Source organism: Neobacillus cucumis, from assembly GCF_023715505.1.
This window is the reverse complement of record NZ_JAMBOH010000027.1, coordinates 17336-42773: the sequence shown is the minus strand read 5'-3', so window position 1 is coordinate 42773 and position 25438 is coordinate 17336. Positions and strand designations below refer to the sequence as shown.

Here is a 25438-nt window from a genome sequence, read left to right as displayed (position 1 = left end):
AATAAATACATATATCCTTTTACATGGAGGCAACTATGACGAAAAAACAATGTATTGCTATGCTATTAGCTGGGGGAAGAGGTTCTCGATTAAAAGAATTGACCAAATATATAGCAAAGCCTGCTGTTCCATTTGGTGGAAAATATCGAATCATTGATTTTACATTAAGCAATTGTAGTAATTCTGGTATTGATACTGTTGGTGTTTTAACACAATATCAACCTCACACTCTTCAAAATTACATTGGTGATGGCAAGCACTGGGACTTAAATCGAAAAAGCGGCGGCGTTACCATTCTTCCGCCATATCAATGTGAGTCAGGTGAAAGATGGTATGAAGGCACCGCACACGCTATTTATCAAAACCTAAGATATATTGAACATTACAATCCAGAGAACGTTCTCATTATTTCCGGTGATCACATTTATAAGATGGATTACAGTAAAATGCTAGAGCAGCATATAAAAACATCGGCAGACGCCACCATTTCTGTCATAAACGTACCATGGAATGAAGCGAATAGATTTGGCATTATGAATATTAATCCCGAATCAAAAGAAATACTAAATTTTGAAGAAAAACCAGAAAATCCTAAATCAAACCTCGCCTCTATGGGGATTTACATTTTTAAATGGGAACTGTTAAAAAAATATTTAGAAAGAGAAGAAAAAAACCCACTCTCTTCTAAGGATTTTGGGAAGGACATTATCCCTGCGATGATCAATGATAATCGCAAATTACAGGCCTATTGTTTTAAAGGCTATTGGAAGGACGTCGGAACCATTCATAGTCTCTGGGAAGCGAATATGGATTTACTCTCCTTTAAAAGCAATCCCATCTTACAAAATGAAGACTGGTCTATTTATACTCATGAAACTTCCCAGCCGCCAACCTATTTGGACGGAAAGGCTAGTGCACACCAATCTTTGGTAAGTGAAGGCTGTAAGGTGTTTGGAAAGGTAGAAAACTCAGTTCTTTTCTATGGAGTTACCGTAGGCAAGGGAGCTGTTATTAAAGATTCCGTTATTTTGCCCAATACCATCATCGGTGAAAATGTGGTGATTAACCGAGCCGTTGTTGGTACAGGAACGGTAATTGAAGCTAATGTTAAAGTGGGGGAAGCTCAGCCGTTTAGTGAAATTACCTTAATTGGGGATAACCAGACTATTCAAAAGGATATTACTGGAGAAATTAAGGTAAAAGTTGTTTAGATAAAAATTCTTAACATATAAACAACATTAAAAAACTCCTTACAGAAAGGAGTTTTTTGTTATTTGTCTAATCGAGGCTCCTCTTTTTCCACTGAACGACACCCGACTTTAGCAATTTTATTATGACAATTACTCGGCATTAATGCCTTACAGAAACATTGAAATATTGTTCTTCTAGCGGATGCGGATAACGGAACTGTACAGGTGTACCCTCTGGAATTTCTGGTTTCACCACAACTGTATGGGATAATTTTTGAATCTCCTGAATTCTTTCCGCTATTTGGTCTAAATTTCTCCCATCAAAATACAACGGGTGGTTTTGATCTAATTTCATTCACTTTCTCCCCCTATTTTAAATATGTCTGTTTCCTTTTAGGTTTTAATTAATACACTCTTAAACCTAATGCAATTCTCCTATAACTAGGCAGAATTTTTTTCTCAAGCAACCAAATTACCCAGGTTTATGTAAAAACACTTTACCTTATAATAATATAGTCGTAGTGCTAAAGTTGTAAATTAATGGTTTTCGACAATATTTTCAGGTCCTTCGTTTTTCTATGCATCTACTGCAAAGGACTTTCTTGATTACATGGGAGTAACGGAGTTCTCTTTATGGATAACCACATATGGCTTTTTGTACAAAAAACATACTGTCCTTCACAACACTTTTCTTCTCCCCATTCACCAATATATGGGACTAAACACCTTCCATTCAGGGAATAATAAGAGCTATGTTTTGTTTAATCATTAGACTAATTAGTGCACACAATGGAGTGGAGTATATGAAAGAGAATGATGATGGAAGGAAATTTGGTGTAGGATGTTTATGGGGTATCCTATTATCCATTCCCTTATGGATGATCGCTTATTTCATATTTCGTCATGTACTACATTAATCAATACTTTCACCTACATACCTAAGTGCATACAGGACGACAAATAAAATAAACATGTTAAGATATTCCTATAAATGATTCAACAGGAGTTCCAATGAAAAAAAAGATCCTTATTAATCTACTTTTTATTTTTTCACTGATTTTTATAGTCCGCTACACTATGTTTCCCAACTCTTCCCTAGGCATAGGTATGAGCAGAGGAGAAATAAACTTAATCCCATTCAAATCGTTAGGGAATCCACTATCTCCTGGTTTTGTTGTTAATGTTGGGGGAAATATTCTATTATTTATTCCTTTTGGTCTGGTTTTACCATTGAAGTTTAATAAGATTGATAGATTGCAGATAGCCACTTTGATTGGATTATCTGTATCGATTATGATTGAGTGTATTCAATTAACGATGCCTAATAGAACGACGGATATTAACGATGTTATTTTAAATACTTTAGGAACCTATATTGGTTTCCGTTTATTCAGTAAGCTTAAGTTAGCGTACAATTTATAATATTTATATAACAGATAAAATGGTGCATCATTCTATTAATCAAAATAGCACGCACAGGAAAAGACTCCGCTATGGAGTCTTTTCCTGTTCCACCCCACGCCGGCTAAACACCTTCCTCACGGTTTCTTCAACTATTAGGACTGAGGTGAAGCAAAATAATCTTCCTGTCTTTGTAAATTAACCAGAAGAAAAGCTAAAGAACCGGTCCTTAAAAAACATTTTCGACCTACCTGTCCTTTTAGCCTCTCAAACTATATATATAAGGCGAAAGGAGGTGATTGAAGATGGCACAGGGATTACTAGAAACAACAAAGCTTCGATTGGTATTTCAAGCGGGCATCGATAACGAAGGAAATCCAATTTTAAAGTCTAAAACGTTTAGCAATGTAACGAAAGCAGCAACAGCTGACCAGTTGTTCCAAGTCGCTCAAGCGATTTCAGTTTTATGCAACGGCGACTTAAACAAAGTGGAACGTAATGACAGCTCGGAGATTATCGGTTAATGTTCAAAAAAATCCAATAATGGGAGGTGAAAATAAATGGCGAAAACATTAGAATTGCAATTTGACACCGAGTTTGGCAAAACCGCGAAAATCACAGTCGACAATCCAAAAGAGCCAGTTAACGAGGAAGTCGTAAAACTCTCGATGGAGCAGATTATTGCAGCTAACATATTTACTACAGGAAGCGGCAAACTTGTCTCTTCAAAAGGCGCAAGAATCATCGACCGCAATGTAACCGACTATGAACTAGCATAATAACAACGAGGCCGGATTCTCATGAACCCGGCCTTTTTTTTGAAGTGTGTGAAGCGGGAAGCACGGGGACGGTTCTTGTTCTTCGGAATCAAACCTTTAGGAGAAAGGAGTGAAGAATCGTGGAACAAATCATACCATTCATTAGTGAAGTAGGATTCCCTATCGTAGTGACCCTTTATCTGCTATACCGGATTGAGTCAAAGTTAGATCTGGTGGTCCAATCGATACAAAATCTGCCCGACCGAATGAAGCCGTAAGGAATTAGGAGATGTGAAACAGTAAAAAGGAAGCATGGGAACCGTCCCCTCGCTTCTAATCATCAATTTGAAATGTTTTCATAATTTCGGGAACAACATTCTTTATGAAATCATTGGCTTGTAAATTAGTCTGTGGGGTTTGTGCAACAGAATACGAATAAATAAGATCACTATCTTCAGCAAGTTTAACTTCCGCTCTAGAGTTTAATGAGGTCCATATAGGTTTTTCATACATATGAAAGCTAAACAATAAGGGTTGATCAGCAGAATGGTAATATACATTGATTTCAGATAACCATTGATTCTTCTCCGAGTATTCAGCTCTTTCAAATCTCAAACGGTCCATCCATTCATTTGGAACTGAAAAATGATAGCCCTCGGAAACATAAATGGTTGTGGGATCATTGGATTGTAAAATATTAATCCCATGACTCTTGAAAAATGCTGCGTTTAATACACCTTGAATATCCGAAAAAGAAAGATGATATTGGAGCGTACCTTCAGCGAATGAGGCATATTCATAAGGCGGAAAATACATCATTAAGCCATCCTTCGTTAAATAAACCTGTTTTAAATCATCAGAACTGATTTGTTTAAACTCCCCCATCACTTCAAGCGTATGCAAAACATCTTGTTTTAGGACGAGTTCGCTAATGAGTTGTTTTGTTTGCGTGGAACCATTAAACAGTTCATTTGGCTCAACCATCCTGCCATTATCCAAGTCAACCAGGATAGGTACGCGCGACGGCATGCCATGTGCAGCCCCGCTAAGATAAGAATATTGATCATATACAAAACTGATAAGATGGTCATTCTGAAAAGTGATTTTGTATTTTGATTGGAACGATGAAGGCGCACTTGGATCATCATTCGTCATTTGACTCTCGTCAGCTGCGTTCGCTTTCTTCTTCAAAAGATCATTAATTTTTCCTTGTGCGATTTTGTCTTTCATGCCATCAAGTTGCGGGTAAATAATATTGATAATCGGGGCGTCTTTCACAATGGACTCATCATGGATTTTAATTGCTTGACGGGTGGATTCCTGTTGATCGTTAGGTTTTACTTGTTGATCAGTAGTTTTTCCCGGTTGAGCAGTAGGTTTTTCTTTTTCATCGGCAGGCTTCTCCTGTTTACCTCCCGTTTTTTCCGGTTCATTGTCTTCGGTTACTTTTGGTTGTTCTGAAACAGGCTCTTTCTCCTGTACACCGCTGCACCCTACAGTAAAGAAAACAACCAGTGCAATGGCCATTGTCCACTTCAGTTTCATCCTCTCACTCCTTATATATATCCATCACATATATTTATAGTAAGTTTCCGGTTTCCTAGAATATAGAAATTTTTTTATTTTTCAGGGCGAGCGCGGGGGAGCAGAGGGACGGTTCTCATGCTTATGGAAGCATGAGAACCGTCCCTCTGTTTCCTTCTGTTTCCTTAATTTTCTTAAAAATTTGATTATTATTTTATTAAAATCTGTCAATGCTAGTTTTAGAGTATAAAAAACAGGGAGGTTGCTAAAATGCTATCATCTAAATTACGGAACAATGGCCTAATTAAATTTCTAACGATCCTTAGTGTCATTACAGTCCCCTTGTTGAATAATCAGCAGACAGCTAATGCAGATAAAGCTACTTCCCGGGTCACGGTCACTGTACCTACGCTTAATGTCCGGGAAACTGCCGATATTTCAAGTAAGATCATTAGCCGCGTTCATCAAGGAGATTCATTTGAAATCATACAAAAGCGGAATGATTGGGATCAAATTAAACTAACAAACAACCAAACTGGCTGGGTGTATGATGCCTACATAACCTCGGCTGAAAACATCAGCGGAACCATAGAAACCTTTTCGTTAAACGTCCGGGAACGTCCAAGTGTCTCTAGTAGTGTAGTAGGTTATTTAAAAGCGGGAACAAAAATAACCATCCACTCGGAACAAGCTGGATGGGCCAAAATCGTCTCCCCTTCTGGTCTGAGCGGGTGGGTGAACGAAAAGTACATCGCTAGAGATACACCTAGCAGCCATCACACACAACCGACTGCCCCTACAGCAAAGAAGAAGTCTAGTAATACAACGGAATTGAAAGTAGCCAAGGCTTCAGACGTTCCCATCAATACCCCATCAAATCAAACCGGGCTTATGCCAAATAGTCAGAGATCCTTGAAAGGAAAAATCATTGTGCTAGACCCAGGACACGGAGGGAAGGATAATGGAACAAAAAGTATTGCCGGCACACCCGAAAAGTCATTGAACTTACCAACAGTGGAAGTGGTGAAACATAAACTTGAAGCTGCAGGGGCCGAAGTCATTTTGACGCGAACGAACGACACGTATCTCCCCTTAGAGCAACGCGCCAATGTCTCCAACCAAAACCGTGCTGATGCGTTTATAAGTTTTCATTACAATTGGTCCAATAACCCATCGGTAAATGGCATAACTGATTTTTACTATCAAAAGTCCAGTAATCCATTAGCCACAGCGATCTTAAATCAGGTGGCCAAAGAAACAAAATTAACGAACCTTGGAACAAGATTCAACAACTTGGGTGTTCTCCGAAACAACAAACAACCAGCTACTCTAATAGAACTCGGCTTCCTATCCAATCAACAAGATGACACCACCGTTGAAAGCCCTCAATTCCGTAATAACGTAGCCCAAGGAATCTACCTAGGATTACTTGATTATTTCAATTAAAGTAAAAAGCATGGGGACGGTTCTTGTGCTTCAAATGACACAATGCACTCCTGATGAGGCACTGCCCCCTTTTTCCTTTAAGAGAGTGAGTCATAAAAAAATAGCCCTCAAGACTGTTCATAAACAACTCTTGAGGGCATCCATATATATATAAAAGGGGGTTGAAAAAGCTTGTCTTAATAATAGCTTCGTATTCTTACTAAAGTCTTAACCTAATTCATGGCAACCGGGTTCTTAAGTCCTGTAGGAAAAATATCCCCTTTGGTAGGAAAGGAATCCTGTCCTCCTTCTTTAGTTACCGTTATTGCACTGACGTGCGTAGCGAATTTCATACATTGGTCAATAGAGAAGTCTTGTGACAATGCATAGATAAACGCTCCGATAAAGGAATCCCCTGCTCCAGTAGCATCAACGGCTTGAACGTTCTCCGCAGGAAAAAATTCGCTGTAAGCCTCAGTTATTACAACAGAGCCTTCTTTACCCAACGTTATGACAACCATCCCACCAGTTTGAGGAAGCATTTCTTTACCAACATTAATAGCATCAAAAGGAGATTGAATCGTTTTTCCTGACATAAAGGCTGCTTCAGTTTCATTTACAACTAAAATATCAACAGACTTTAAAATAGATTCTTTTATATTTCGAGCAGGAGCATTATTTAAGACTATTTTTAATTTAGCATTTTTATACTTATAAATAATATATTCCACAACTTCTTCAGGAATTTCTTGCTGTAAAACAATAAAAGCAGTGGAATCAAACAAATGAGCGACTTCATCAATATCATTTACTGTAATTAGATGGTTAGCACCTTCAACAATGGTACTATAATAATCTCCGTCCGGCATTACGTGAACAACGCCAATACCAGTTGAACCTTGTTTTTTAATATAGGAAGTATTAACCCCAAAGGCAGTTAATGAACCGACTAATGCTTCACCAAAACGATCATCCCCCACTTTCCCAATCATGAAGGTCGGCAATCCTAGCTTTGCACATTGAGCCGCTTGATTAGCACCTTTTCCACCTGCACTTTGAATCAGTTCATCCGCAACAAATGTTTCTCCTATATTGGGCATACGCTGTTGTTTGACAATGATATCATAATTTAAGCTACCAATAACAACTACATTTTTTGATTCCAATCTAAATCCCTCCAGATTTTAAGTTCGGTGTGATATAACCGATTCTTTTGTTTTTATTAGGTTTTCATATGATAAATTTTGCTGATTCAAGCTTAAAATGGTGAATAAAACATCCAATATATTTAATTGAGCGATTCTAGCAGCAGCATTCTCACCAGTGATTGGGGAATTACGGGCAGAAGAATGCAAGATAATATTTGAAAATTCCGTAACCGGACTCTTAACGTGATTTGTCACACAAATAGTGGTAGCTTCGTTTTCTTGTGCTAGTTTGAAAATATTGATCACATCTTTAGAAGTACCAGAGTGGGATACACCTAATACTACGTCTCCTTTTTTCAATAGTGACGAGCCCATTAATTGCATATGTGAATCTCTATAAAAGATGGCAAAAATACCAATTTTCAATAATTTGTGCTGAAAGTCTTCACAAAGTATACCTGATCCACCATTTCCTACTAATACTAATTTTCCTTTAGACTGAATGTTTTTTAACACATTTACTGCTTTACTTAACTCTTGCCGATTAATGACAGCTAATGTATCTTGTAGTGCAACGATTGAATTAAAGAAGACCTTTTCTAAAATTGTTTCGTTATCATCTTCAAAATCAAAATCCTCTTGCATCTCATCATTAATAGCCGTTTCTCCATTTTTTAAATAATCTGCTATCGCGTGTTTTAATTCATAAAATCCTTCACATTTAAGCTTTTTACATGCTTTAGTAATACTTGACTCACTCACTTTAAGATGAGAGGCAAGTTCACTAATCGTCATTTTTGCCAATTCCTGATACTGATTACTTATAAAATTCACGATTAATTTTTCTTTTTTACCAAGTGACGGAGCAATACTCCGAGCATATAGAATGACTTCTTTTCCCTCTAAATTAGTAGATTTCATCGTTATACCTATCCTTCTGATTTGGGTTTATTATAACACAATTAATAAGCGTTTCCACACAAAAATTTTATTATCACTTTATTAAAAGTAAAATTTAAGTCGTTAATTTTGCCTAAAATAAATATTTTCAGTCAAGTTTTTCATTTTTATTTACTAACCAGTAAAAAATACTTTATACTCTGGTTAAGTTAAACCTTCCTTCCGAATAATAAAAAAGAGGAGTGCTAAAATGAAATTTTCAACACGATTAAATTCATTTAAAACAAAAAAGGAAATTTTCTTTAAAGATTACGACAGTAAATCTTTAACCGTAGTGGATTATATTTCGAGAATGGCAACTGTTAAGGGGCTAACACATGTCGAACTAAACTATCCTGAACACTTCGTCGGAGTAACAGTGGAAGAGATCCAAAATGTTCTGGCGAAAACAAACCTAAAGATAAGCGGAGTTGCCCTACGATTTGTTGATAGCTATGCTTACGGTGAATTTGCCAATCCAGACGAAAGCATCCGGGAACAAGCAATTGCGACAACAATGGAGGCAGTAAAATTATGTAACGATTTAGGTGGGGAAGTTACGACTATTTGGCTTGCAAATGATGGGTTTGATTATCCATTTCAATTAGACTATGAAAAAGCATTCAATAAAGTGGTTGACGCTTTAAAGAGAATTACACAACGTTTTCCTGATAGTAAAATTAGCTTTGAATATAAACCCTACCAACCAAGAGCTTTTTCTTTAATAGGTGATATATCAACCACATTATTACTAATTGAGGAAGTTGGTGCTCCTAACTTAGGTGTTACACTCGATTTTTGTCATATGTTAATGAGAAAAGAGAATCCGGCCTATTCCCTCGCACTTGCAGCAAGGAAAAATAGAGTAATGGGTTTTCATTTGAATGATGGATATAAGGACAATGATGATGGATTAATGCTCGGGTCTGTTCACTTAATGCAAACACTTGAATTTATCTATTATGCTAAAAAATATAACTATGATGGACTTATTTACTTTGATACATTCCCGATTCGTGAAGATCCTGTAAAAGAGTGCGAGCAAAACATTGAAATGTACAAAGTATTAGATGCCTTTTTAGAGAAATACGGATTAGAGAGAATAGAAAAGATCATTCAAAACGAAAATGCACTGGAAGCCCAACAGCTGTTACTGTCTTTAATAAAAGACAAAATGGATCTTCTAGCAACAAGCATAATCTAAGGGAGATGTATTGCGATGTTGAATAAGATTGGATTACCAAAGAACTTATTGTGGGGTTATATTGGTCTGACTATTTTTATGATAGGTGATGGCGTAGAACAAGCATGGATTTCGCCGTACTTGGTGTCTAGAGGGATGAGCATTGAAGATGCTTCCCTTCTACTCACTGTTTATGGAATCACCTGTGCTATTGCGGCTTGGTTTTCAGGAGTTTTAGTGCAAACACTAGGACCACGGAAAATCATGTCCTATGGGTTACTTGCTTTTATCATCGGAAGTCTTGGGTTTATTGGATTAGGCATTTATAAACTAAATTTTTCTATAATGGTACCATTTTATGCCCTAAGAGGGTTCGGATATCCTTTATTTGCTTATTCATTTTTGATATGGATTAACTATAGTTCACCATTAAAAATAAGAGGTACAGCAGTGGGATGGTTTTGGTTTATGTTTTCTCTTGGACTAAGTGTAATCGGACCATTTTACTCATCCGTTGCCATCCCTGTAATGGGGCAAATTAACGTACTATGGTCTGGGTTAATCTTTGTTGTAATCGGTTCCTTGATCGCAATTTTGGTCAACAAAGATAAGATACCAGAATCTGAAATTCATGCATTCGAATTGAAGGAACTTTTGCAAGGGATTACAATTTTAAAAAGAAAGCAAATTTCATTAGGCCTAATTGTGAAAACGGTTAACGGATTAGCTCAATATGGACTTGCTGTATTTATGCCTATCTATCTTGCCCAATACGGTTATTCAACAACGGAATGGCTGCACATGTGGTCAACAGTATTCATAGTAGCCATTTTTGCAAATCTATTCTTTGGATTCGTTGGAGATAAAATAGGATGGAGAAATACGATCCAATGGGTTGGCGGAGTAGCCTACGCGCTCGTTCTTGTACTAGTCTTTTTCACTCCGCAAATGGTAGGACATAATTATTTAGTCATGACCATTGTATTAAGTTTATGCGGTGTAACCATGGCAGGATATGTTCCATTATCGGCACTTTTCCCTCTACTCGCACCTGACAATAAAGGAGCGGCCATGTCAATATTAAATTTAGGGGCAGGTTTAAGTACGTTTTTAGCTCCTGCCATTGCAGGATTGTTCTTTAAGTCACTTGGTGCAGGAGGAGTTTTATTTATCTATGCTGGATTCTATATATTAAGTGCTATTTTAACTCCACTTTTAAAAACACCGGATGAATTGTTAAAAGAGAATAATAAAAATGGTCAGTCTGATAAAAGTGTGATTGCAGGTTAAATTTTATTTAATATCAAAAATGGGAAAAGAGTTACAACTCTTTTCCCGTTTTTTTATTCCATAGTCATCTTGGTTTATTTAAATAAATAGTAATTTACTAGTTATCCAAGTAGTAAAGACTGGCTGACACCCTCCAAAAGTAATTGTATTTAAATAGAAGCACGAGAACCGTCCCCACGCTTCTACGCTTCTATATTTTAATAATCCCTCTTCGAAATAATTCGGCCACAGCATGGGCACGGTTTTGGGCGTTGAGTTTTTTTATCGCGGATTTTACATATTGTTTTACGGTTACTTCGCCAATTCCCATATAGGCGGCCATTTCCTTCGTACTTTCACCACGGGCGATTCGCTTCATAACTTCTAACTCTCTTTTGCTAATCTGAATCGTTTCTCCATCCATATTCGTCGAATCATCCAGCACCTTACCCACAAGTTTACCAAACAAGGTTAAAGAAGACAGCATTTGGTCATCCATCTTGACAGTGCCATCTTCAAACTCTGTGGTGCAAATATACCCAATGACAACGCTCCCATTACAAAGCGGTACGATTGCCGAAGAAGTAATCGGAAACCGGTCTGAAAATTTACAGGTCGAATGGTTTAAGAAGTATTCGAGTCCTGTACTATATTTCGCCTTTCTTTCACGAATGGCTGCATAAATGAGAGGAATCGTCTGGATGTCATCACGAATATCTCCAATATGGACTAACCCAGACGAAGTTAAAGCAATAATGCCTTCACCAAGATGTTCTAACGGGGAATACCTGAACAAATAGGCATCCAAGACAGGAAACATTTCCAAATATACTTTCAAGATTTCAAGCAATTTCTCTTTATGATTCGAAAGTGACTCTAGGTTTCGAACTCGCTCTTGTAACGTAAAACTGGTTAAAATAGTGTACTACCTCCTTTTTAGGGAATAATATATTCAAAATTAGGAATATTCATATTATAAAATTAATTGTACTATTTTCATAGATAGTAAGTTACTATTTTTTCTTAACTATCAAAAAAAATGATTGGAAAGAGGGAGATCGTTTGACTAATTTAATTCCACAAGCAAAAGCCTATTTGGAGGCATTTGCCCAAATGCCACAGCTTCAATCGTTGAAAGCGCAGGAAGTAAGAGATCTATTCGCACAATTTCCTCCTGTTGAAGTAGAAATGGCACCACTTGCTAAAGTGGAAGACAGGTTGATCCCTGTCAGTGACGATGCAGAGATTAAAGTCAGAATTTATACTCCTGAAGGTGAAGGCCCTTTTCCTCTCTTTGTTTACTACCATGGGGGCGGCTGGGTCATTGGTGACCTTGAAACAGCCGATGAAAGCTGCCGAATGATCGCCAACCGAACGGAAAGAGTCGTGGTGTCTGTAGATTACCGGCTGGCGCCTGAATATAAGTTTCCAATCCCTGTCCAAGATTCGTATGCGGCCTTAGAATGGGTTAATCAAAATGCTACAGCACTAAATGCAAACGCTTCCAATATTGTAGTAGGCGGCGATAGTGCAGGCGGTAATTTATCGGCCGTTGTTTCAATGATCGCGAGAGATCAAAACGGCCCAACCATTTCAGCACAAGTGTTAATCTATCCTGTTACGGATTTAGCTTATGATACCCGCTCTTACAAAGAGTTTTCCGAAGGCTACGGGCTCGACCGCGACTTGATGATCTGGTTTGGCGACTATTATATCAATCATCCATTTGATGCAAAAAATCTCTATATTGCCCCATTACGTGCCGATAACCTCAAGAACCTCCCTTCCACCTTTGTAGTAACGGCCGAATGTGACGTCCTCCGAGATGAAGGAATCGCGTATGCAAACCGCTTACGGGATGCAGGAGTAAAAGTCGAAGCTTATACAGAGCCTGGCATCATTCACGGTTACTTTACCAATATGGCCGTATTCCCTGAACAAATCAAAGGCACCATTTCAAAAATCACCCAATTTATAAATACATCCACTAAAGTCACCCAAGCCAACCGCTAACATTTTTAAAGCTTACGATACTGATTTTAATTTTATAGGGGGAATTGAGATGCCATCTACTAAAAAAGAAAATCAAGTAACCAATCTCGATGCAGTGGTCATCGGAGCTGGTTTTTCAGGATTGTATATGCTTTACCGTTTACGGGAGGCCGGTCTCTCCACTCGTGCCTATGAAGCAGCAGGCGGGGTCGGAGGCGTATGGTATTGGAACCGCTATCCAGGGGCACGCTGTGACTCCGAAAGCATCTATTACAATTATACTTTCTCTGAAGAATTATATAAGGAATGGTCATGGACTTCACGATACCCTGAGCAGCCTGAGATCCTGAGGTATTTGAACTTTGTAGCCGATAAGTTCGACCTCCGTAAGGATATTCAGTTTCAGACCCGGATTCAATCGGCCCACTACGATGAATCATCCAATCGATGGAATATCCGAACAGAAGATGGTGAAAGCATTTCGGCAACCTACTTCATCACGGGTGTTGGCTGTATCTCCACCGCCAATATTCCGAATATGAAGGGCTTAGACAACTTTAAAGGCGATTGGTACCATACGGGACACTGGCCGCACGAAAAAGTAGACTTTACTGGAAAGCGTGTGGGAATCATCGGTACAGGCTCAAGTGGTGTTCAGGCTATTCCAGTAATCGCGAAGGAAGCCGCCCACCTTACTGTTTTCCAGCGAACACCTCAGTATACGGTTCCAGCTAGGAACCATCCTCACACCAAGGAATATATTCAACAAGCAAAAGAAAACTTTCATGAAATAAAGAAAACAATACGCGCATCCTTAGGCGGCCTGCCGACCCCGCCGAGCGATCGTTCTGCACTAGAAGATTCACCAGAAGTTCGCCAGCAGGTATTTGAGGAAGCATGGAAGGAAGGCGGTCCTGCGATCTTGTTTTCTTATGCTGACCTCCTAACAAATGAGGACGCAAACGAAACTGTTTCGGTGTTTATCCGTTCGAAAATACGCGAAATCGTAGAAGACCCGGAAACAGCCGAAAAGCTGTCTCCTACTTATTATTACGGGACAAAACGGGCAATCATTGATACTGACTATTTTGAAACCTACAACCGCCCAAATGTCAGCTTGGTCGATGTAAAAAAAGCGCCAATTCAGGAGATCACGGCCCAGGGAATTCGCACAGCTGATGCTGAATATGAATTAGATGTGATTGTTTTCGCAACCGGTTATGATGGCATGACGGGCTCCCTATTTAAGATGGATATCCGCGGCAAAGACGACGTTTCCCTTAAGGACAAATGGGAAAATGGTTCCGCGACGAGCACCTATTTAGGAATCGCAACAGCCGGATTCCCGAATATGTTCATGATTACGGGTCCAGAAAGTCCATCTGTATTGGGCAACATGCCAGTTGCGATTGAGCAGCATGTCGAATGGGTAATGGATTGTATCCAGTATCTTCGAAAGCATGACATCGCTGCGATCGAGGCCAATGCAGACGCCGAACAAGCCTGGAGCAAGCATTGCCGGGAGTTAGCCGACACAACCCTCTATACGAAGACCGAATCCTGGTACACCGGTGCAAACATCGCTGGCAAAGCACGAGGATTCCAAATCTATGTTGGCGGCTATGGCCCATACCGCGACCATTGCACCGAAATTGCCGCTAAGGGCTATGAGGGATTCTCCTTCATCACCACAGCAAACACAGTGGTTTAGAATGAACTCTGTTAAAAGGATGAAATCATTTGATTTCATCCTTTTTTTATTGTGATAGTGACAGGAAGCATGTAAAACTGCCTAGTTCCTGCATTAGTTTTTTGCTCGTAAATGGAAGCATGAGAACCGTCCCCGTACCCCCACGTCCCCCCCCATTAATGCAGAGAATTCATTGCCGCATGATGGACGATGACCCGGCGGATAAAGAACGCAATGACCAGACTGATCAGCGTCACGATCAATGCAAACAAGAACACGTTCTGTGAGCCAAGCGTCATGGCGTTAGCCATCTCGGCCGGTTTGGTTGGAGCAGGAGATGCGTGCATATACTTCTCCATACCGCTCGTTAGAATGATAATCGCAATCGTTGTTCCGATCGCACCCGCAACCTGTTGCAGCGTGTTCATAACTGCCGTACCGTGTGGGTAAAGCTCCGGCGGCAGCTGGTTCAGGCCGTTCGTCTGCGCCGGCATCCAGACCATGGAAATCCCGACCATTAGTCCGATATGCAAAGCGACGATAAATGCAATCGAAGATGAGGCCGATATACCGGAGAGAAGCCATAACATGATCGCGACGACGACGAGGCCGGAAATAACGAGCCACTTCGGTCCATATTTGTCGAACAAACTCCCCATGCGCGGCGATAGAATGCCGTTTAGCGCACTGCCCGGCAACAGCATCAGTCCAGCCGTAAATGCCGAGAGTTTCATTCCGTTTTGAAGGAACATCGGCAGAATAATCATGCTTGACAAGATAATCATCATACAAGAAAGTACCATAAGCAGTCCCACGATATACATGGGATACCTAAAGACACCAAGGTCCATCATCGGCTCATGCATAAACACCTGCCGGAGAATGAACAGTACAAGTGCCACAAGCCCGATGACGATGGGAAAGACAACAGCTGGGTTGGACCAGCCATCAACCCCTTCGCCCGCCTTGCTAAAGCCAAAGACCACACCTCCGAATCCGATCGTTGATAATACGACAGAAAGTAGATCGATTCGTGGTTTCGTGACTTCAGTAACATTTTCCAAATACTTCAGCCCTACCAACAGCCCTATCACTAAAAACGGCAGCGATAGCCAGAAGATGTAGTGCCATGTTAAATATTCAATTAGAAGACCTGCAACGGTCGGACCAATCGCTGGTGCGAACATAATCACAAGTCCGACGAATCCCATCGCCGCCCCGCGCTTCTCCGGTGGATATACAACGAGGATCGTATTGAACATGAGCGGAATCAATAGGCCCATGCCTGCCGCCTGAAGAACACGAGCGACCATAAGCATTTCGAAATTGACCGCAAGCGCCGCAACCAATGTGCCTGCAATCGAGCTCGCCAGCGAACCGATAAACAATTGCCTCGTCGTAAACCATTGCAGGAGCAACCCAGTCATCGGCATCAAAATGCCGAGAGTAAGAAGGAACCCGGTCGTCAACCACTGTGCGGTAGCTGCCGAAATTTTAAACACGACCATTAAATTACTAATCGCAATGTTGAGAGCCGTCTCACTGAACATGCCAACGAAACCGCAGATAAGCAGCGATGACATGATTGCACGAGTATTGTATTGCTTCATTTTCGGATTCCACTTCCCTCTGATATCTATTTTCACACCACAATAAGTGTGTTATCTGTTACATTTTAGTGTCCACAATTATCCAAGTCAATAAAAGAACTGTTGAAGCACGGTGAAGCACGGGGACGTTTCTCATGCTTCCTTTTACCGATGGTTTATACCTAATTTACAAGAAACGACATCCCTGCGACTGGATTCCCTATGTGCTATACTATTCAAACGTTTGATTAATATAGCTGCAAATGTTGGCCTATGCAGCATTCCCCTGCCAAGTATAAAAAATGATTGTCGAGAACGAAAGGAGAAACCTGTAGACGAAAATTCATCTTTCTACAAATTCGGACTGTCTTCTCTTGAACTTACACAATCCAATTAAATTCCCACTTTTTCCACATTACACAAACGTTTAATTAAAAACGCGTTCACTACGCCCTAATCCTGAATTACTTACTTCTAGCCTCTAAAAAATATGTCAATGATTGTCTCCCCAACTTTGATGACATATGTACACAGACACCTAGTATACCTATAAAAAATGCTCTTTGACATCCCTCTTCTACTTATTAAAAAAATAAGAAAGGCTCCATATCTTTGGAAGATACTCTTACAATTTCTATGACACATCGCCTTTTTCCATGTAAAATGCCTATTAATCAATATCTCTTTTATGAATCCACCAATTAATAGATGTAAGGAGTGGTTTACATGTATTTGAAAAAAGCAATGGTTGGAGACAATATTGTATCAATTAATGGAATTAAAGGTAAGGTCGAGAAGGTCGGAGAGAACTCGGTCATAGTTGAAATCCTCGAAAATATCTCAGGCCGAAACTTTGAAAATAATAAGACAGTTGTTTCTCATAAAAAATATGTAGTCCTTTAATGTTCTAATCAACCGTTAAAAAACTTTCCAAAAGATTTCTCAAAATAATTGTCGAGCACATATACACATTTTACAGAAAAAAAGACAATTTCCCGGAAAATTCTTTTGCTTTTGCACAACTGTCTTTGCATTAGGGGCGTGACACGCACCCCTATTACTGAAAAACGCAGACCAAATCTTCGGTATCAAAGATTGATCTGCGTATTCTTTCATATAATACTTGAACTTATTTCTTTAACCGCAGTTTATAGAAGTCGGAATCACTTGCGTTAGCAGCAACTGTTTTTAATTGCTCTAAATCATCATAAACAGACACGACTCGACCGACATACTCATCTAGTTCCCCTGCCGCCAATAAAAAGGCAAACTGTGGTGCCTGATGCGGCGGTACATCTATGTTTTGCTCGAATAATGACTCGATTCCAGTTAAATATTTTTGTCCTACCCCCTGTATATCGCTGGTAACGTGTCATGTCTGTATCGTCTCGAGATCTCTGCCAGTTCCAACCACAGAAAATCCTTTTTCCGCAAAAAATAAAGCAGTGTTACGGCCAATCCCTCTTGTTGCACCTGTTATGACAACTACTTTCTGTTCCACCTAGAGTCCCCCCCTATTAATCTCTGCCGACCACTTCAGGGTCACCGAACTGACGCTTATTCTGATTAAGCGTGCTTATTTGAGTTAAATCTTCTTGTGTAAGTTCAAAATCAAAGATATCCGCATTTTCAGCAATACGATGCGGTTTGATTGATTTTGGAATAGTCACCACTCCTGTTTGGATATCCCAGCGCAGGATCACTTGGGCGGTAGACTTTTTGTACTTGTTTGCAATCTCAACTAAGACTGGGTCGTTAAGAAGACCGCCTTGCATAAGAGGGGACCATGCTTCAAGCTGGATTTCATTCTTTTTACAAAAATCATGTAATTCCTTTTGATTAAAGACTGGATGGTATTCCACTTGGTTGACCATCGGTTTAATTTCACAGTTTGCAAGAAGGTCTTCGAGATGGTTCACATTAAAATTACTTACTCCAACCGCACGGACGCGCCCATCCTTATAAAGTTTCTCAAGTGCCTTCCATGTCTCAACATATAATCCTTTAGAAGGTACTGGCCAGTGAATTAAATAAAGGTCTAAATAGTCTAAACCTAATTTGTTCAAACTTGTTTCAAATGCCGCCAAGGCAGACTCATAGCCTTGGTCGCCGTTCCAGACCTTAGTTGTCACAAATAACTCTTCACGAGGTACGTTCGATTCAGCTATCGCTTTACCTACTCCCTCTTCATTTCCATAAATAGCAGCAGTATCAATGCTTCTATACCCGACTTCAAGGGCAGTCTTTACGGAATTTACTACTTCCTCTCCTTCTTGGACTTTGAAAACACCGAACCCGAGCCAAGGCATTTTTACACCATTATTTAACGTAGTAGTACTTAGTGAATTTTTTGTCATTCCTCTCTCCTCCTTTATCATTTATAAAAAATTATAACGCTACATAATTTCTCCACTGATGAACAGGCTTCCAGTTTAATAGCTTTCTCCTATTAAACTTCCACAGCTTGTGGATGCTGATCTGATACCAATTCCAAGTCTGCAGCCCGTGCATTTAATTCAACTTGTTCGACATTTTTACAACCTGGGATTACACTTGTAACAGCTGGATGTTGTAGACACCATGCAAGTGCCCATTGAGCCATATTAACTCCTTCTGGGACTTCATTTCGTTGAATTTCTTCAACTAGTTTAAGCTGTTTTAAAACTTCACTTTGTAAATGGTTATTCCGAACATCGTTTTGATCAAACACTGCACCCGGCTTATACTTTCCGCTTAAATAACCGCTTGCTAATGGAACCCTTGCCAGTACCCCAAGATTTTGCTTTTCACAGGACGGAAAAACTTGTTCCTCTGGTTTACGGTCTAACCGGTTATACACAACCTGAATCACACTGGCATTTACTTCTGTTGCTAAGTCCGTTTGGTAGATATTCTCGTTTGAACCGATTGAAATTCCTAGATGACGGATTTTTCCTGCCTCCATCTGCTTGTCCAAAACAGTCCATAATTCTTCGTTTTGAAAAACGTCATCACCGCCGGAATGAAATTGATATATGTCTACATAGTCTGTTTGAAGGGCTCTTAAAGAATCGTCTAACTGCTTAACGACTTCCCCAGCAGACCAATGATTTGTACGGGTAAAGGTTTCATGGAAATGATGGCCGAATTTTGTTGCGACGATCCAATCCTCCCTTTTTTGATTTTTCAAGTAACTTCCGATCAATTTTTCAGAAAGGTGATCACCGTAACATTCGGCTGTATCAATCAAATTAATTCCCATTTCCTTGGCCTTGTCTAAGATTTCATCTACTTCTTTTTGTGTGAAATCTTTTCCCCATTCGCCGCCATATTGCCAAGTACCAATTCCTACAACAGAAACGTTTAAATCTGTTTTTCCAAGCTTACGGTATTTCATTTGGTTCATCTCCCTCTCTTTCAATATGTATAATAAAAACGGTTACAAAAAAAGTATACGTTTTCCTTATTTAAACAACAACCACTGAAATATTTTTGCTATACTAACCTATATAATAATTACTATTAAATTTATAGTTGCTATAAATTAGAAAGAGGTAGTCTATGAGTGAAGTAAAGGAAACAGCACCCTTAGAGATTGAATGTTCCATTGAAAAAGCACTTAGTGTAATTGGGGGAAAGTGGTCTTTTCTCGTATTAAGAGAGTTATTCGAAGGGAAAAAACGGTTTGGAGAATTACAAAAAGCTATTTCAAAAGTAAGTCCAAAGGCCTTAACCGATACTCTAAGACACTTAGAATCCAATGGCGTATTAATTCGGACTGTTCACGCCACAGTACCAGTAACAGTTGAATATACACTTACTGAAAAAGGACAATCGCTACATACGATAATTATAGAAATGAAATACTGGGGTTCTTACTGGGCATAGTATGGCTCAAAGGCTTTCATTAACGGCTTGCTGGGCACGCATACAAAAAGGAGAGGTTTACTCTCCTTCTTCTACTACGACTTTATATCCGTGTGACACTAACTGGGCATCATAAACCTCACGTTCTACGATATAAAACGTCTCTCCGGTTTCAGTTACCACCACTTCACTTGGACTCTTATCAACCTGTGCATCAACCAAGCTTTCATACGGTGAGCCAAGGAGTTCAATTACATTTATGGACATACATATCACCGCCTTTTTGCTATCTTATCAAAATATTGCAAAAAGTAAAGTGAAATTAAACATTGAGTTAATTAAAGTTGAGAATACTTTCCTTTAAACACTTCACAATAAAGGAAAAATCATCCTCTGTAATACTTAATGGTGAAGAAAGCTGTAAAATATTATTGTAACCGGCAACAGTATCACCGTTTTTGCCAATTAATAGGCCTTTTTCTCTGCACAGAGCGACTACTTTATTAACCTTTTCAACAGTCCTACTTTCCTACAATCCATCTTGGGGCCCACCAGTTGGCAGGACCGAGCAGTTTCATTAATGCGGGAACTACGATAATTCTGATTAAGGTAGCATCAATGAATATGGCACAAAATAAACCAACACCTAGTGCTTTTGTAATTTCAATATTGGTAAAAATGAACGAACCCACAACAACTAGTAAAATGAAGGCAGCACTACTGATAAGACGACCCGTTTTCTGAAGCCCAGTAGCGGTACTTTTTTCATTATCACCTGACCTATCGTATTCTTCCTTAATTCTTGATATTAAAAAAACTTCATAATCCATCGAAATCCCAAACACAATGCAAAAGATCGTTACAGGCATAATGATACTAACATAGCCAGTGGAGGTTATATTTAGAAAACCCGTTAGCCATCCATACTGAAACACAATGATAACGATTCCTAGACTTGCTCCAAGGCTTAAGACGTTCATCATAACAGCCTTAAGCGGGATTAGCACCGATCTGAAAGCATACAACAATATTACATACGTCACGGAGATAATAAACACCATCATCAACGGTAACCCTGAATTTATTCGGTCCATCATATCCACAAGCAAAGCAATTAACTCAAAAAATTTTAACGAGTTATTAACTAAATATGGTCTTACCGAGAAAGAATTTAATGATTTAATGAACCATTTTGGTGATAACTTGAATGACTATAAATTTATAGAGGATTTGGATGCATCAGTTGCATTCTATGTAAACTACGATGAGTATATGGCGGAAACCGAAAAAGCATTAGGGGAATTTGGTATTACTGAAGAAGAAGCAGAAAGATTTTTTAACTACTTAGCTGAAGTAGAAGAAAAAAATAAAGATCAACTTGACCAATTAGCAACAAACGATACTCTTTGGGAAAAATTCACCAATGTAGAAGATCCTAGTCAATTAAGCGATGAAGAACTTAATGAAATGGTTCAAATTTTAGAACAAACAATCGCGTTGTATGAAATTAAAATGAACTTTAAGGTTAACGGCCAACCAGTAACCTTAAATGATTTATTAAAAATGCAAGAAATTCCAAAAGGTAGTTTATCTGGCAGTGTTTACAGTACTTCAGGGGAACTTCTGTTTGACTTTAATATACCTCAAGAGTTTTTTGAATCACTTGACGTTGTAGACAACGGGGAGGATTTACTTCATTTAGGTGAAATATCAGATGATTATGTTGATCATATGCATGAAAAGAAATATGAACAAGGACGACAAAATTTAAAATAATACCTTGGCCCTTCTCTACAGGGAAGGGCCCTTGTAAAAAATGCAACCGAGATGAATCGGACAGTTTGTTCGTACCATTGGTTGTAGAAGAGGAGGCATGGCCTTCCTGCTATTGGTCCATGACAATAAAAAAGGCGATGCCTTGTGTTAGCATTAACATCGAATTCTTGCCCCGGTATGTTTCCGTGTACCTTTTTGAAATCCTGCGCCAAGAGCATGGGTTACTGTAATTCCAATCACTTCGACTTGAGCCAAAGCTTGCTTCAATTCTTCAATTTTGTTGGACGTGTAATAATTTCAATTTTTGTTAGAACTTCGCTCATACAATCACCCTTTTAGGAAATTATGCTTCGTGATAGGCTTTTTCTCCATGCAGTGTAATATCCAAGCCGATGGATTCTTCTTGTTCATTTGCTCGAACAGGGACGAAGACTTTTACAACTTTTATAATAATATAGGATACGATTCCAACAAACAAATATGTGGCAACAATTGCTATTAACTGCTTTAATACTAAGCTTGGATCTCCATAAAATAATCCATTTGCTCCGGCTGAATTTACGGATTTTGTTGCGAACAAACCGGTCGCAATTCCACCCCATGTTCCACCGATTCCATGTAATCCAAATGCATCAAGAGCATCATCATAACCAAATCTTTCTTTCACCCAGAAAACTCCCCAATAACAAATCGTACCTCCAAGGAATCCAATTAATATGGAGGAAGCAGGGGTAACAAATCCGGCAGACGGGGTAATGGCTACTAGACCCGAAACTGCACCAGAAATAGCTCCCAGCATCGTCGGTTTTTTATTTATCAGCCATTCAATTACTAACCAGCCAATAATTCCTGCAGCTGCTGCTGTATTTGTATTGATAAGTGCGTACATCGCAACTTCATTTAGGGTTAAGGCGCTTCCAACATTAAAGCCAAACCATCCAAACCAAACTAAGGCTCCTCCCAATATGGTAAGTGGCAGGTTATGTGGAGTTGTTGAGACTGCGTCTTTTCTTTTCCCGAGAACGATTGCTAGTACCAGTCCGGTAACTCCAGATGAAATATGCACGACGTTTCCTCCGGCAAAATCAAGTGCTCCGAGATTACGAATCCATCCGCCTACTCCCCAAACCCAGTGAGCTACAGGAGCGTATACCAAGATGGACCAAAGGACTGTAAAGATAGCAAAAGCAGAAAAACGCATACGCTCTGCAAAGGCCCCAGAAATAAGCGCTGCTGTTAAAACGGCAAAGGTTAGCTGGTACATCATAAACAGATTATGAGGAATCGTTGCACTGTAATCATTATTAGGTTTAAAGGTTACATCTTTTAATCCCACCCAATCGAGTCCACCAATAAATGGATTTCCATGTGTTGAAAAAGCAAGCGAATAACCAAATAGAATCCAAATAATAGAAACAATTGCAATTGAGCCAAAGCTGTACATCGCGGTGCTTAACACGTTTTTACTTTTTACCATACCTCCGTAAAACAGTGCTATTCCCGGCGTCATAATCCAAACAATAATGGTTGACAAAAACATAAATACTGTATCGGCCATCTGCATGTTTTTATCTCCTTTGTAAAGTTTTTATGTTAGGTTTTATTACATGTACTCGTTAATGAATCTATCATATTATTTTATTACTATGTTATCAATAGAATATTTTGATAATTTCATTGTTAAAATAATACAATGTTATATCTTGTTACGTTAGTGTAAGTCAAATCCTTCACAATTTACTGCTAAATGGTAGACGATATGAACCAACATGTTTGGCTAAATTCTAGGGAAGCGTGGGGACGGTTCTTCCGCTTCGGGTAACCCTACCTTTAGGTGAAAGTAAGCATGAGATCCGTCCCCCTTTGCTTCCTAATACGACAAAATCATTTATGTTTTTTACCATAAAAGAACAAACTTCTTGTCCACTTCCTGTTATGCTAGAACAAAGCATTAGAAGGAGGAGATTTCATGCAGACATGTATAGTCATTCCAAGCCCATGTAGGTTTAAGACATTCATGGAAATTGCTTTAGAAGTTACTTTTTCTAAACTGGATCCGGTAACACACGAAAATTTAAAAAGATTACTGAACAGAGTTCCAAATAACTTGTCGTCAGAAACATTGGCAACCTCAATGGAAGAGAATAAACAGTTAAAAGAATGTATCAATGCATTTAAGCAATCCAAAACATATTATTGGGTTCGAGAAGACTTTCTTCAAGAATTAAAAGATATCGAAAGACAATGTTAGGGGGCGACAATATTTTGTCGTCTTTTTTCTTATAAAGTTCCTAAGGTAGAATCCTTACTTAACAACATACTTTATTGTCAATTTAGGTAGTTGATACTTAAAAAAAACATCGGAAACTTCGCTATATCTCACGTTCTAAACCTAATTTCCAAGAAACGACATCCCTACGTCTTATTTCCCTAGGTGCTATATTATTCAATCGTTTGATTAAAATGGCTGCAAGTGTTGATAATAAGCATTCCCCTGCAAAGTATGAAAAAAATATTGTCGAGTTTGAAAAGAGAAATCGTTATAAGAAAACGCATCTTTCTACAAATTCGGACTGTCTTCTCTTGAATTTACATAATCCTATTAAATTCACACTTGTTCTACATTACACAAACGTTTAATTAAAAATGGCTTCACTTCTCTTTAATCCTGAATTACTTACTTCTAACCTCTAAAAAATATGTCAATGATTGTCTCCCCTACTTAGATGACGCATGTACATAGTCACCCTGTAGGAGTGGCAACATTTTCTATTGGAAGTTCATTAAGACCTAAGTGGAGACCAAAACACGTTGCAGGAGATATCGATGGTACTGCATTTGTTATGGACGACTATAGTGTACACAGGTCGTTGATATCATCTAAACAGCATAACAAAAATAGGCTACCCGATACCATGGTGGCAGCCTATTTTTGTTGTCTGTAATAATAGAGAAAAGTGAATATTTATACTGCATAATCTACCAAGTTTTTTATACATTACTTAGGAACAAATTTAACGTGTAAATCATTGTTAAGATCGATAGTGTCTCCATCTTCAAGTTCTAAATTATTGTACTGACCATTATAAAAGCCCCCGCCAACACCAAACATTTCATTTACCTTCATGCCATCATTAACAAAGAAGTTCCCTTGACCACTAGAAGCTACAGCATCATAAAGACCTGGTTCAATGTCACGACCAACTAGGTACTTACCAGCACCAAATGTTTTTGTCTTAGCTGCCAATGCTTGAGCTTCCGCTTGGGCTGCAGCCTTTTCTTCTGCCTTTTTCTTTTCTTCTTCTGCTTTAGCTTCTGCCGCCTTACGCTGTTCTTCTTTCTTAGCTAATTCAGCCGCCTTAGCGTCAGCTTCTTTTTGCTGATTAGCTTTCTCTGTTTCAGATAGCTTAAACCAAGGAGCCGCTTCATCTACTTTTGCTTGCAATTCCTTGTTATCTGATTGTAAATCCTTGTTATCTGACTTCAAACTTGCAACAGTTTCTGTCTTAGTAGTTAATTGCTTTTGTAGTGATTTCACTTGTGCATTAACTTTATCTAAGTCACTCTGCGATGGACCGCCAGATGAACCAATAATTAATGCGATTACTGCTGTTAGTACATATCTCCATCTTTTTTTAAGAAATACCAATATTGTTTTCATAATTTTCCCCTTCTTGTTCATTTTCTTTTTCATTTAGTATTCTGTTA

At 38.9% G+C, this 25438-nt stretch carries 27 protein-coding genes and 1 pseudogene; 14 read left to right on the top strand and 14 right to left on the bottom strand.

Going from position 1 to position 25438, the window contains the following annotated elements:
- The first annotated feature begins 35 nt into the window (after positions 1-35).
- Positions 36-1211: a glucose-1-phosphate adenylyltransferase gene (locus tag M3226_RS25220; protein ID WP_251571396.1), complete on the top strand. Its 1176-nt coding sequence runs from the start codon at positions 36-38 to the stop codon at positions 1209-1211.
- A gap of 139 nt (positions 1212-1350) precedes the next feature.
- Here M3226_RS25220 and M3226_RS25215 read toward each other — a convergent pair whose 3' ends face one another.
- Positions 1351-1545, bottom strand: coding sequence for a hypothetical protein (locus M3226_RS25215; RefSeq protein WP_251571395.1), 195 nt, complete (start codon positions 1543-1545; stop codon positions 1351-1353).
- A 656-nt stretch (positions 1546-2201) separates the two neighbouring features.
- Between M3226_RS25215 and M3226_RS25210 the strand changes: the two genes are divergently transcribed.
- The 4 genes from M3226_RS25210 (at position 2202) to M3226_RS25195 (ending at position 3627) form a co-directional block, all read left to right on the top strand.
- A complete protein-coding gene (locus M3226_RS25210) occupies positions 2202-2612 on the top strand; it encodes a VanZ family protein (RefSeq protein ID WP_251571394.1) in 411 nt (136 codons plus the stop codon).
- A 284-nt stretch (positions 2613-2896) separates the two neighbouring features.
- Positions 2897-3115, top strand: coding sequence for a DUF1659 domain-containing protein (locus tag M3226_RS25205; RefSeq protein ID WP_251571393.1), 219 nt, complete (start codon positions 2897-2899; stop codon positions 3113-3115).
- A 36-nt stretch (positions 3116-3151) separates the two neighbouring features.
- Entirely contained in the window at positions 3152-3370 is a 219-nt protein-coding gene (locus M3226_RS25200) for a DUF2922 domain-containing protein (protein WP_251571392.1), read from the top strand.
- A gap of 119 nt (positions 3371-3489) precedes the next feature.
- The gene (locus M3226_RS25195) at positions 3490-3627 is read left to right on the top strand and encodes a YvrJ family protein (RefSeq protein WP_098996039.1); all 138 of its coding nucleotides are present in this window, start codon (positions 3490-3492) and stop codon (positions 3625-3627) included.
- 55 nt (positions 3628-3682) lie between these two features.
- Here the strand turns inward: M3226_RS25195 and M3226_RS25190 are convergent, their stop codons facing one another.
- The gene (locus M3226_RS25190) at positions 3683-4894 is read right to left on the bottom strand and encodes a DUF3298 and DUF4163 domain-containing protein (RefSeq protein WP_251571391.1); all 1212 of its coding nucleotides are present in this window, start codon (positions 4892-4894) and stop codon (positions 3683-3685) included.
- Between the two features lie 249 nt (positions 4895-5143).
- Between M3226_RS25190 and M3226_RS25185 the strand changes: the two genes are divergently transcribed.
- Complete coding sequence (locus M3226_RS25185) at positions 5144-6319, top strand: N-acetylmuramoyl-L-alanine amidase (RefSeq protein ID WP_251571390.1); 1176 nt, start codon at positions 5144-5146, stop codon at positions 6317-6319.
- Positions 6320-6531: 212 nt separating this feature from the next.
- Here M3226_RS25185 and M3226_RS25180 read toward each other — a convergent pair whose 3' ends face one another.
- Together M3226_RS25180 and M3226_RS25175 are read right to left on the bottom strand one after the other, a co-directional pair.
- Positions 6532-7464 carry a ribokinase gene (locus M3226_RS25180; protein ID WP_251571389.1) on the bottom strand — a complete coding sequence of 311 codons (933 nt, stop codon included), beginning with the start codon at positions 7462-7464 and terminating at the stop codon, positions 6532-6534.
- An 18-nt stretch (positions 7465-7482) separates the two neighbouring features.
- Positions 7483-8367 (bottom strand): MurR/RpiR family transcriptional regulator, encoded by an 885-nt coding sequence (locus M3226_RS25175; RefSeq protein WP_251571388.1) that lies wholly within the window; start codon positions 8365-8367, stop codon positions 7483-7485.
- Positions 8368-8596: 229 nt separating this feature from the next.
- On the opposite strand from M3226_RS25175, the gene M3226_RS25170 reads away from it, so the two are divergent.
- Complete coding sequence (locus M3226_RS25170) at positions 8597-9589, top strand: sugar phosphate isomerase/epimerase family protein (RefSeq protein ID WP_251571387.1); 993 nt, start codon at positions 8597-8599, stop codon at positions 9587-9589.
- Positions 9590-9604: 15 nt separating this feature from the next.
- The gene (locus tag M3226_RS25165; RefSeq protein ID WP_251571386.1) at positions 9605-10858 is read left to right on the top strand and encodes an MFS transporter; all 1254 of its coding nucleotides are present in this window, start codon (positions 9605-9607) and stop codon (positions 10856-10858) included.
- Between the two features lie 190 nt (positions 10859-11048).
- On the opposite strand, the gene M3226_RS25160 is transcribed toward M3226_RS25165, so the two are convergent.
- A complete protein-coding gene (locus tag M3226_RS25160) occupies positions 11049-11675 on the bottom strand; it encodes a response regulator transcription factor (protein ID WP_251571385.1) in 627 nt (208 codons plus the stop codon).
- A 224-nt stretch (positions 11676-11899) separates the two neighbouring features.
- Between M3226_RS25160 and M3226_RS25155 the strand changes: the two genes are divergently transcribed.
- Positions 11900-12850, top strand: a complete 951-nt coding sequence (locus tag M3226_RS25155; RefSeq protein WP_251571384.1) for an alpha/beta hydrolase — start codon at positions 11900-11902, stop codon at positions 12848-12850.
- 49 nt (positions 12851-12899) lie between these two features.
- Entirely contained in the window at positions 12900-14540 is a 1641-nt protein-coding gene (locus tag M3226_RS25150; protein ID WP_251571383.1) for a flavin-containing monooxygenase, read from the top strand.
- 155 nt (positions 14541-14695) lie between these two features.
- Here the strand turns inward: M3226_RS25150 and M3226_RS25145 are convergent, their stop codons facing one another.
- The gene (locus M3226_RS25145) at positions 14696-16129 is read right to left on the bottom strand and encodes an MDR family MFS transporter (RefSeq protein WP_251571382.1); all 1434 of its coding nucleotides are present in this window, start codon (positions 16127-16129) and stop codon (positions 14696-14698) included.
- Between the two features lie 705 nt (positions 16130-16834).
- On the opposite strand from M3226_RS25145, the gene M3226_RS25140 reads away from it, so the two are divergent.
- Positions 16835-17011 (top strand): DUF2187 family protein, encoded by a 177-nt coding sequence (locus tag M3226_RS25140; protein WP_098532599.1) that lies wholly within the window; start codon positions 16835-16837, stop codon positions 17009-17011.
- A 469-nt stretch (positions 17012-17480) separates the two neighbouring features.
- Here the strand turns inward: M3226_RS25140 and M3226_RS25135 are convergent, their stop codons facing one another.
- The 3 genes from M3226_RS25135 to M3226_RS25125 form a co-directional block, all read right to left on the bottom strand.
- The gene (locus tag M3226_RS25135) at positions 17481-17609 is read right to left on the bottom strand and encodes an SDR family NAD(P)-dependent oxidoreductase (protein WP_251571381.1); all 129 of its coding nucleotides are present in this window, start codon (positions 17607-17609) and stop codon (positions 17481-17483) included.
- A 16-nt stretch (positions 17610-17625) separates the two neighbouring features.
- On the bottom strand, positions 17626-18465 hold the full coding sequence (locus tag M3226_RS25130) for an aldo/keto reductase (RefSeq protein WP_251571380.1): 840 nt from the start codon (positions 18463-18465) through the stop codon (positions 17626-17628).
- Positions 18466-18557: 92 nt separating this feature from the next.
- Entirely contained in the window at positions 18558-19484 is a 927-nt protein-coding gene (locus M3226_RS25125) for an aldo/keto reductase (protein ID WP_251571379.1), read from the bottom strand.
- Between the two features lie 164 nt (positions 19485-19648).
- Between M3226_RS25125 and M3226_RS25120 the strand changes: the two genes are divergently transcribed.
- Positions 19649-19975, top strand: coding sequence for a winged helix-turn-helix transcriptional regulator (locus M3226_RS25120; protein WP_251571378.1), 327 nt, complete (start codon positions 19649-19651; stop codon positions 19973-19975).
- A 57-nt stretch (positions 19976-20032) separates the two neighbouring features.
- Here M3226_RS25120 and M3226_RS25115 read toward each other — a convergent pair whose 3' ends face one another.
- The 3 genes and pseudogenes from M3226_RS25115 to M3226_RS25105 all read right to left on the bottom strand — a co-directional run bounded on the left by M3226_RS25115 (position 20033) and on the right by M3226_RS25105 (position 21057).
- Positions 20033-20221: a hypothetical protein gene (locus M3226_RS25115; protein ID WP_251571377.1), complete on the bottom strand. Its 189-nt coding sequence runs from the start codon at positions 20219-20221 to the stop codon at positions 20033-20035.
- A gap of 67 nt (positions 20222-20288) precedes the next feature.
- Positions 20289-20483, bottom strand: a pseudogene (locus M3226_RS25110) (aspartate aminotransferase family protein); the annotation flags it as partial.
- Complete coding sequence (locus M3226_RS25105; RefSeq protein WP_308211988.1) at positions 20476-21057, bottom strand: MMPL family transporter; 582 nt, start codon at positions 21055-21057, stop codon at positions 20476-20478. The gene M3226_RS25105 and the pseudogene M3226_RS25110, both read right to left, overlap by 8 nt.
- On the opposite strand from M3226_RS25105, the gene M3226_RS25100 reads away from it, so the two are divergent.
- Positions 20954-21730, top strand: a complete 777-nt coding sequence (locus M3226_RS25100; protein ID WP_308211987.1) for a processed acidic surface protein — start codon at positions 20954-20956, stop codon at positions 21728-21730. The genes M3226_RS25105 and M3226_RS25100 overlap by 104 nt on opposite strands.
- Positions 21731-22073: 343 nt before the next feature.
- On the opposite strand, the gene M3226_RS25095 is transcribed toward M3226_RS25100, so the two are convergent.
- Positions 22074-23294 carry an ammonium transporter gene (locus M3226_RS25095; RefSeq protein ID WP_251571375.1) on the bottom strand — a complete coding sequence of 407 codons (1221 nt, stop codon included), beginning with the start codon at positions 23292-23294 and terminating at the stop codon, positions 22074-22076.
- 405 nt (positions 23295-23699) lie between these two features.
- On the opposite strand from M3226_RS25095, the gene M3226_RS25090 reads away from it, so the two are divergent.
- Positions 23700-23981 carry a hypothetical protein gene (locus tag M3226_RS25090; protein WP_251571374.1) on the top strand — a complete coding sequence of 94 codons (282 nt, stop codon included), beginning with the start codon at positions 23700-23702 and terminating at the stop codon, positions 23979-23981.
- Between the two features lie 747 nt (positions 23982-24728).
- Here M3226_RS25090 and M3226_RS25085 read toward each other — a convergent pair.
- Positions 24729-25391, bottom strand: a complete 663-nt coding sequence (locus tag M3226_RS25085; protein ID WP_251571373.1) for a hypothetical protein — start codon at positions 25389-25391, stop codon at positions 24729-24731.
- Between the last annotated feature and the right edge of the window lie 47 nt (positions 25392-25438).

Coding starts and splice junctions, on each gene's coding strand:
- M3226_RS25190 (WP_251571391.1), bottom strand. CDS start 4,894: ATGAAACTGAAGTGGACAATGGCCATTGCACTGGTTGTTTTCTTTACT.
- M3226_RS25150 (WP_251571383.1), top strand. CDS start 12,900: ATGCCATCTACTAAAAAAGAAAATCAAGTAACCAATCTCGATGCAGTG.
- M3226_RS25125 (WP_251571379.1), bottom strand. CDS start 19,484: ATGAAATACCGTAAGCTTGGAAAAACAGATTTAAACGTTTCTGTTGTA.
- M3226_RS25085 (WP_251571373.1), bottom strand. CDS start 25,391: ATGAAAACAATATTGGTATTTCTTAAAAAAAGATGGAGATATGTACTA.
- M3226_RS25215 (WP_251571395.1), bottom strand. CDS start 1,545: ATGAAATTAGATCAAAACCACCCGTTGTATTTTGATGGGAGAAATTTA.
- M3226_RS25175 (WP_251571388.1), bottom strand. CDS start 8,367: ATGAAATCTACTAATTTAGAGGGAAAAGAAGTCATTCTATATGCTCGG.
- M3226_RS25205 (WP_251571393.1), top strand. CDS start 2,897: ATGGCACAGGGATTACTAGAAACAACAAAGCTTCGATTGGTATTTCAA.
- M3226_RS25095 (WP_251571375.1), bottom strand. CDS start 23,294: ATGCAGATGGCCGATACAGTATTTATGTTTTTGTCAACCATTATTGTT.
- M3226_RS25220 (WP_251571396.1), top strand. CDS start 36: ATGACGAAAAAACAATGTATTGCTATGCTATTAGCTGGGGGAAGAGGT.
- M3226_RS25200 (WP_251571392.1), top strand. CDS start 3,152: ATGGCGAAAACATTAGAATTGCAATTTGACACCGAGTTTGGCAAAACC.
- M3226_RS25120 (WP_251571378.1), top strand. CDS start 19,649: ATGAGTGAAGTAAAGGAAACAGCACCCTTAGAGATTGAATGTTCCATT.
- M3226_RS25170 (WP_251571387.1), top strand. CDS start 8,597: ATGAAATTTTCAACACGATTAAATTCATTTAAAACAAAAAAGGAAATT.
- M3226_RS25130 (WP_251571380.1), bottom strand. CDS start 18,465: ATGACAAAAAATTCACTAAGTACTACTACGTTAAATAATGGTGTAAAA.
- M3226_RS25140 (WP_098532599.1), top strand. CDS start 16,835: ATGTATTTGAAAAAAGCAATGGTTGGAGACAATATTGTATCAATTAAT.
- M3226_RS25115 (WP_251571377.1), bottom strand. CDS start 20,221: ATGTCCATAAATGTAATTGAACTCCTTGGCTCACCGTATGAAAGCTTG.
- M3226_RS25090 (WP_251571374.1), top strand. CDS start 23,700: ATGCAGACATGTATAGTCATTCCAAGCCCATGTAGGTTTAAGACATTC.
- M3226_RS25185 (WP_251571390.1), top strand. CDS start 5,144: ATGCTATCATCTAAATTACGGAACAATGGCCTAATTAAATTTCTAACG.
- M3226_RS25210 (WP_251571394.1), top strand. CDS start 2,202: ATGAAAAAAAAGATCCTTATTAATCTACTTTTTATTTTTTCACTGATT.
- M3226_RS25165 (WP_251571386.1), top strand. CDS start 9,605: ATGTTGAATAAGATTGGATTACCAAAGAACTTATTGTGGGGTTATATT.
- M3226_RS25145 (WP_251571382.1), bottom strand. CDS start 16,129: ATGAAGCAATACAATACTCGTGCAATCATGTCATCGCTGCTTATCTGC.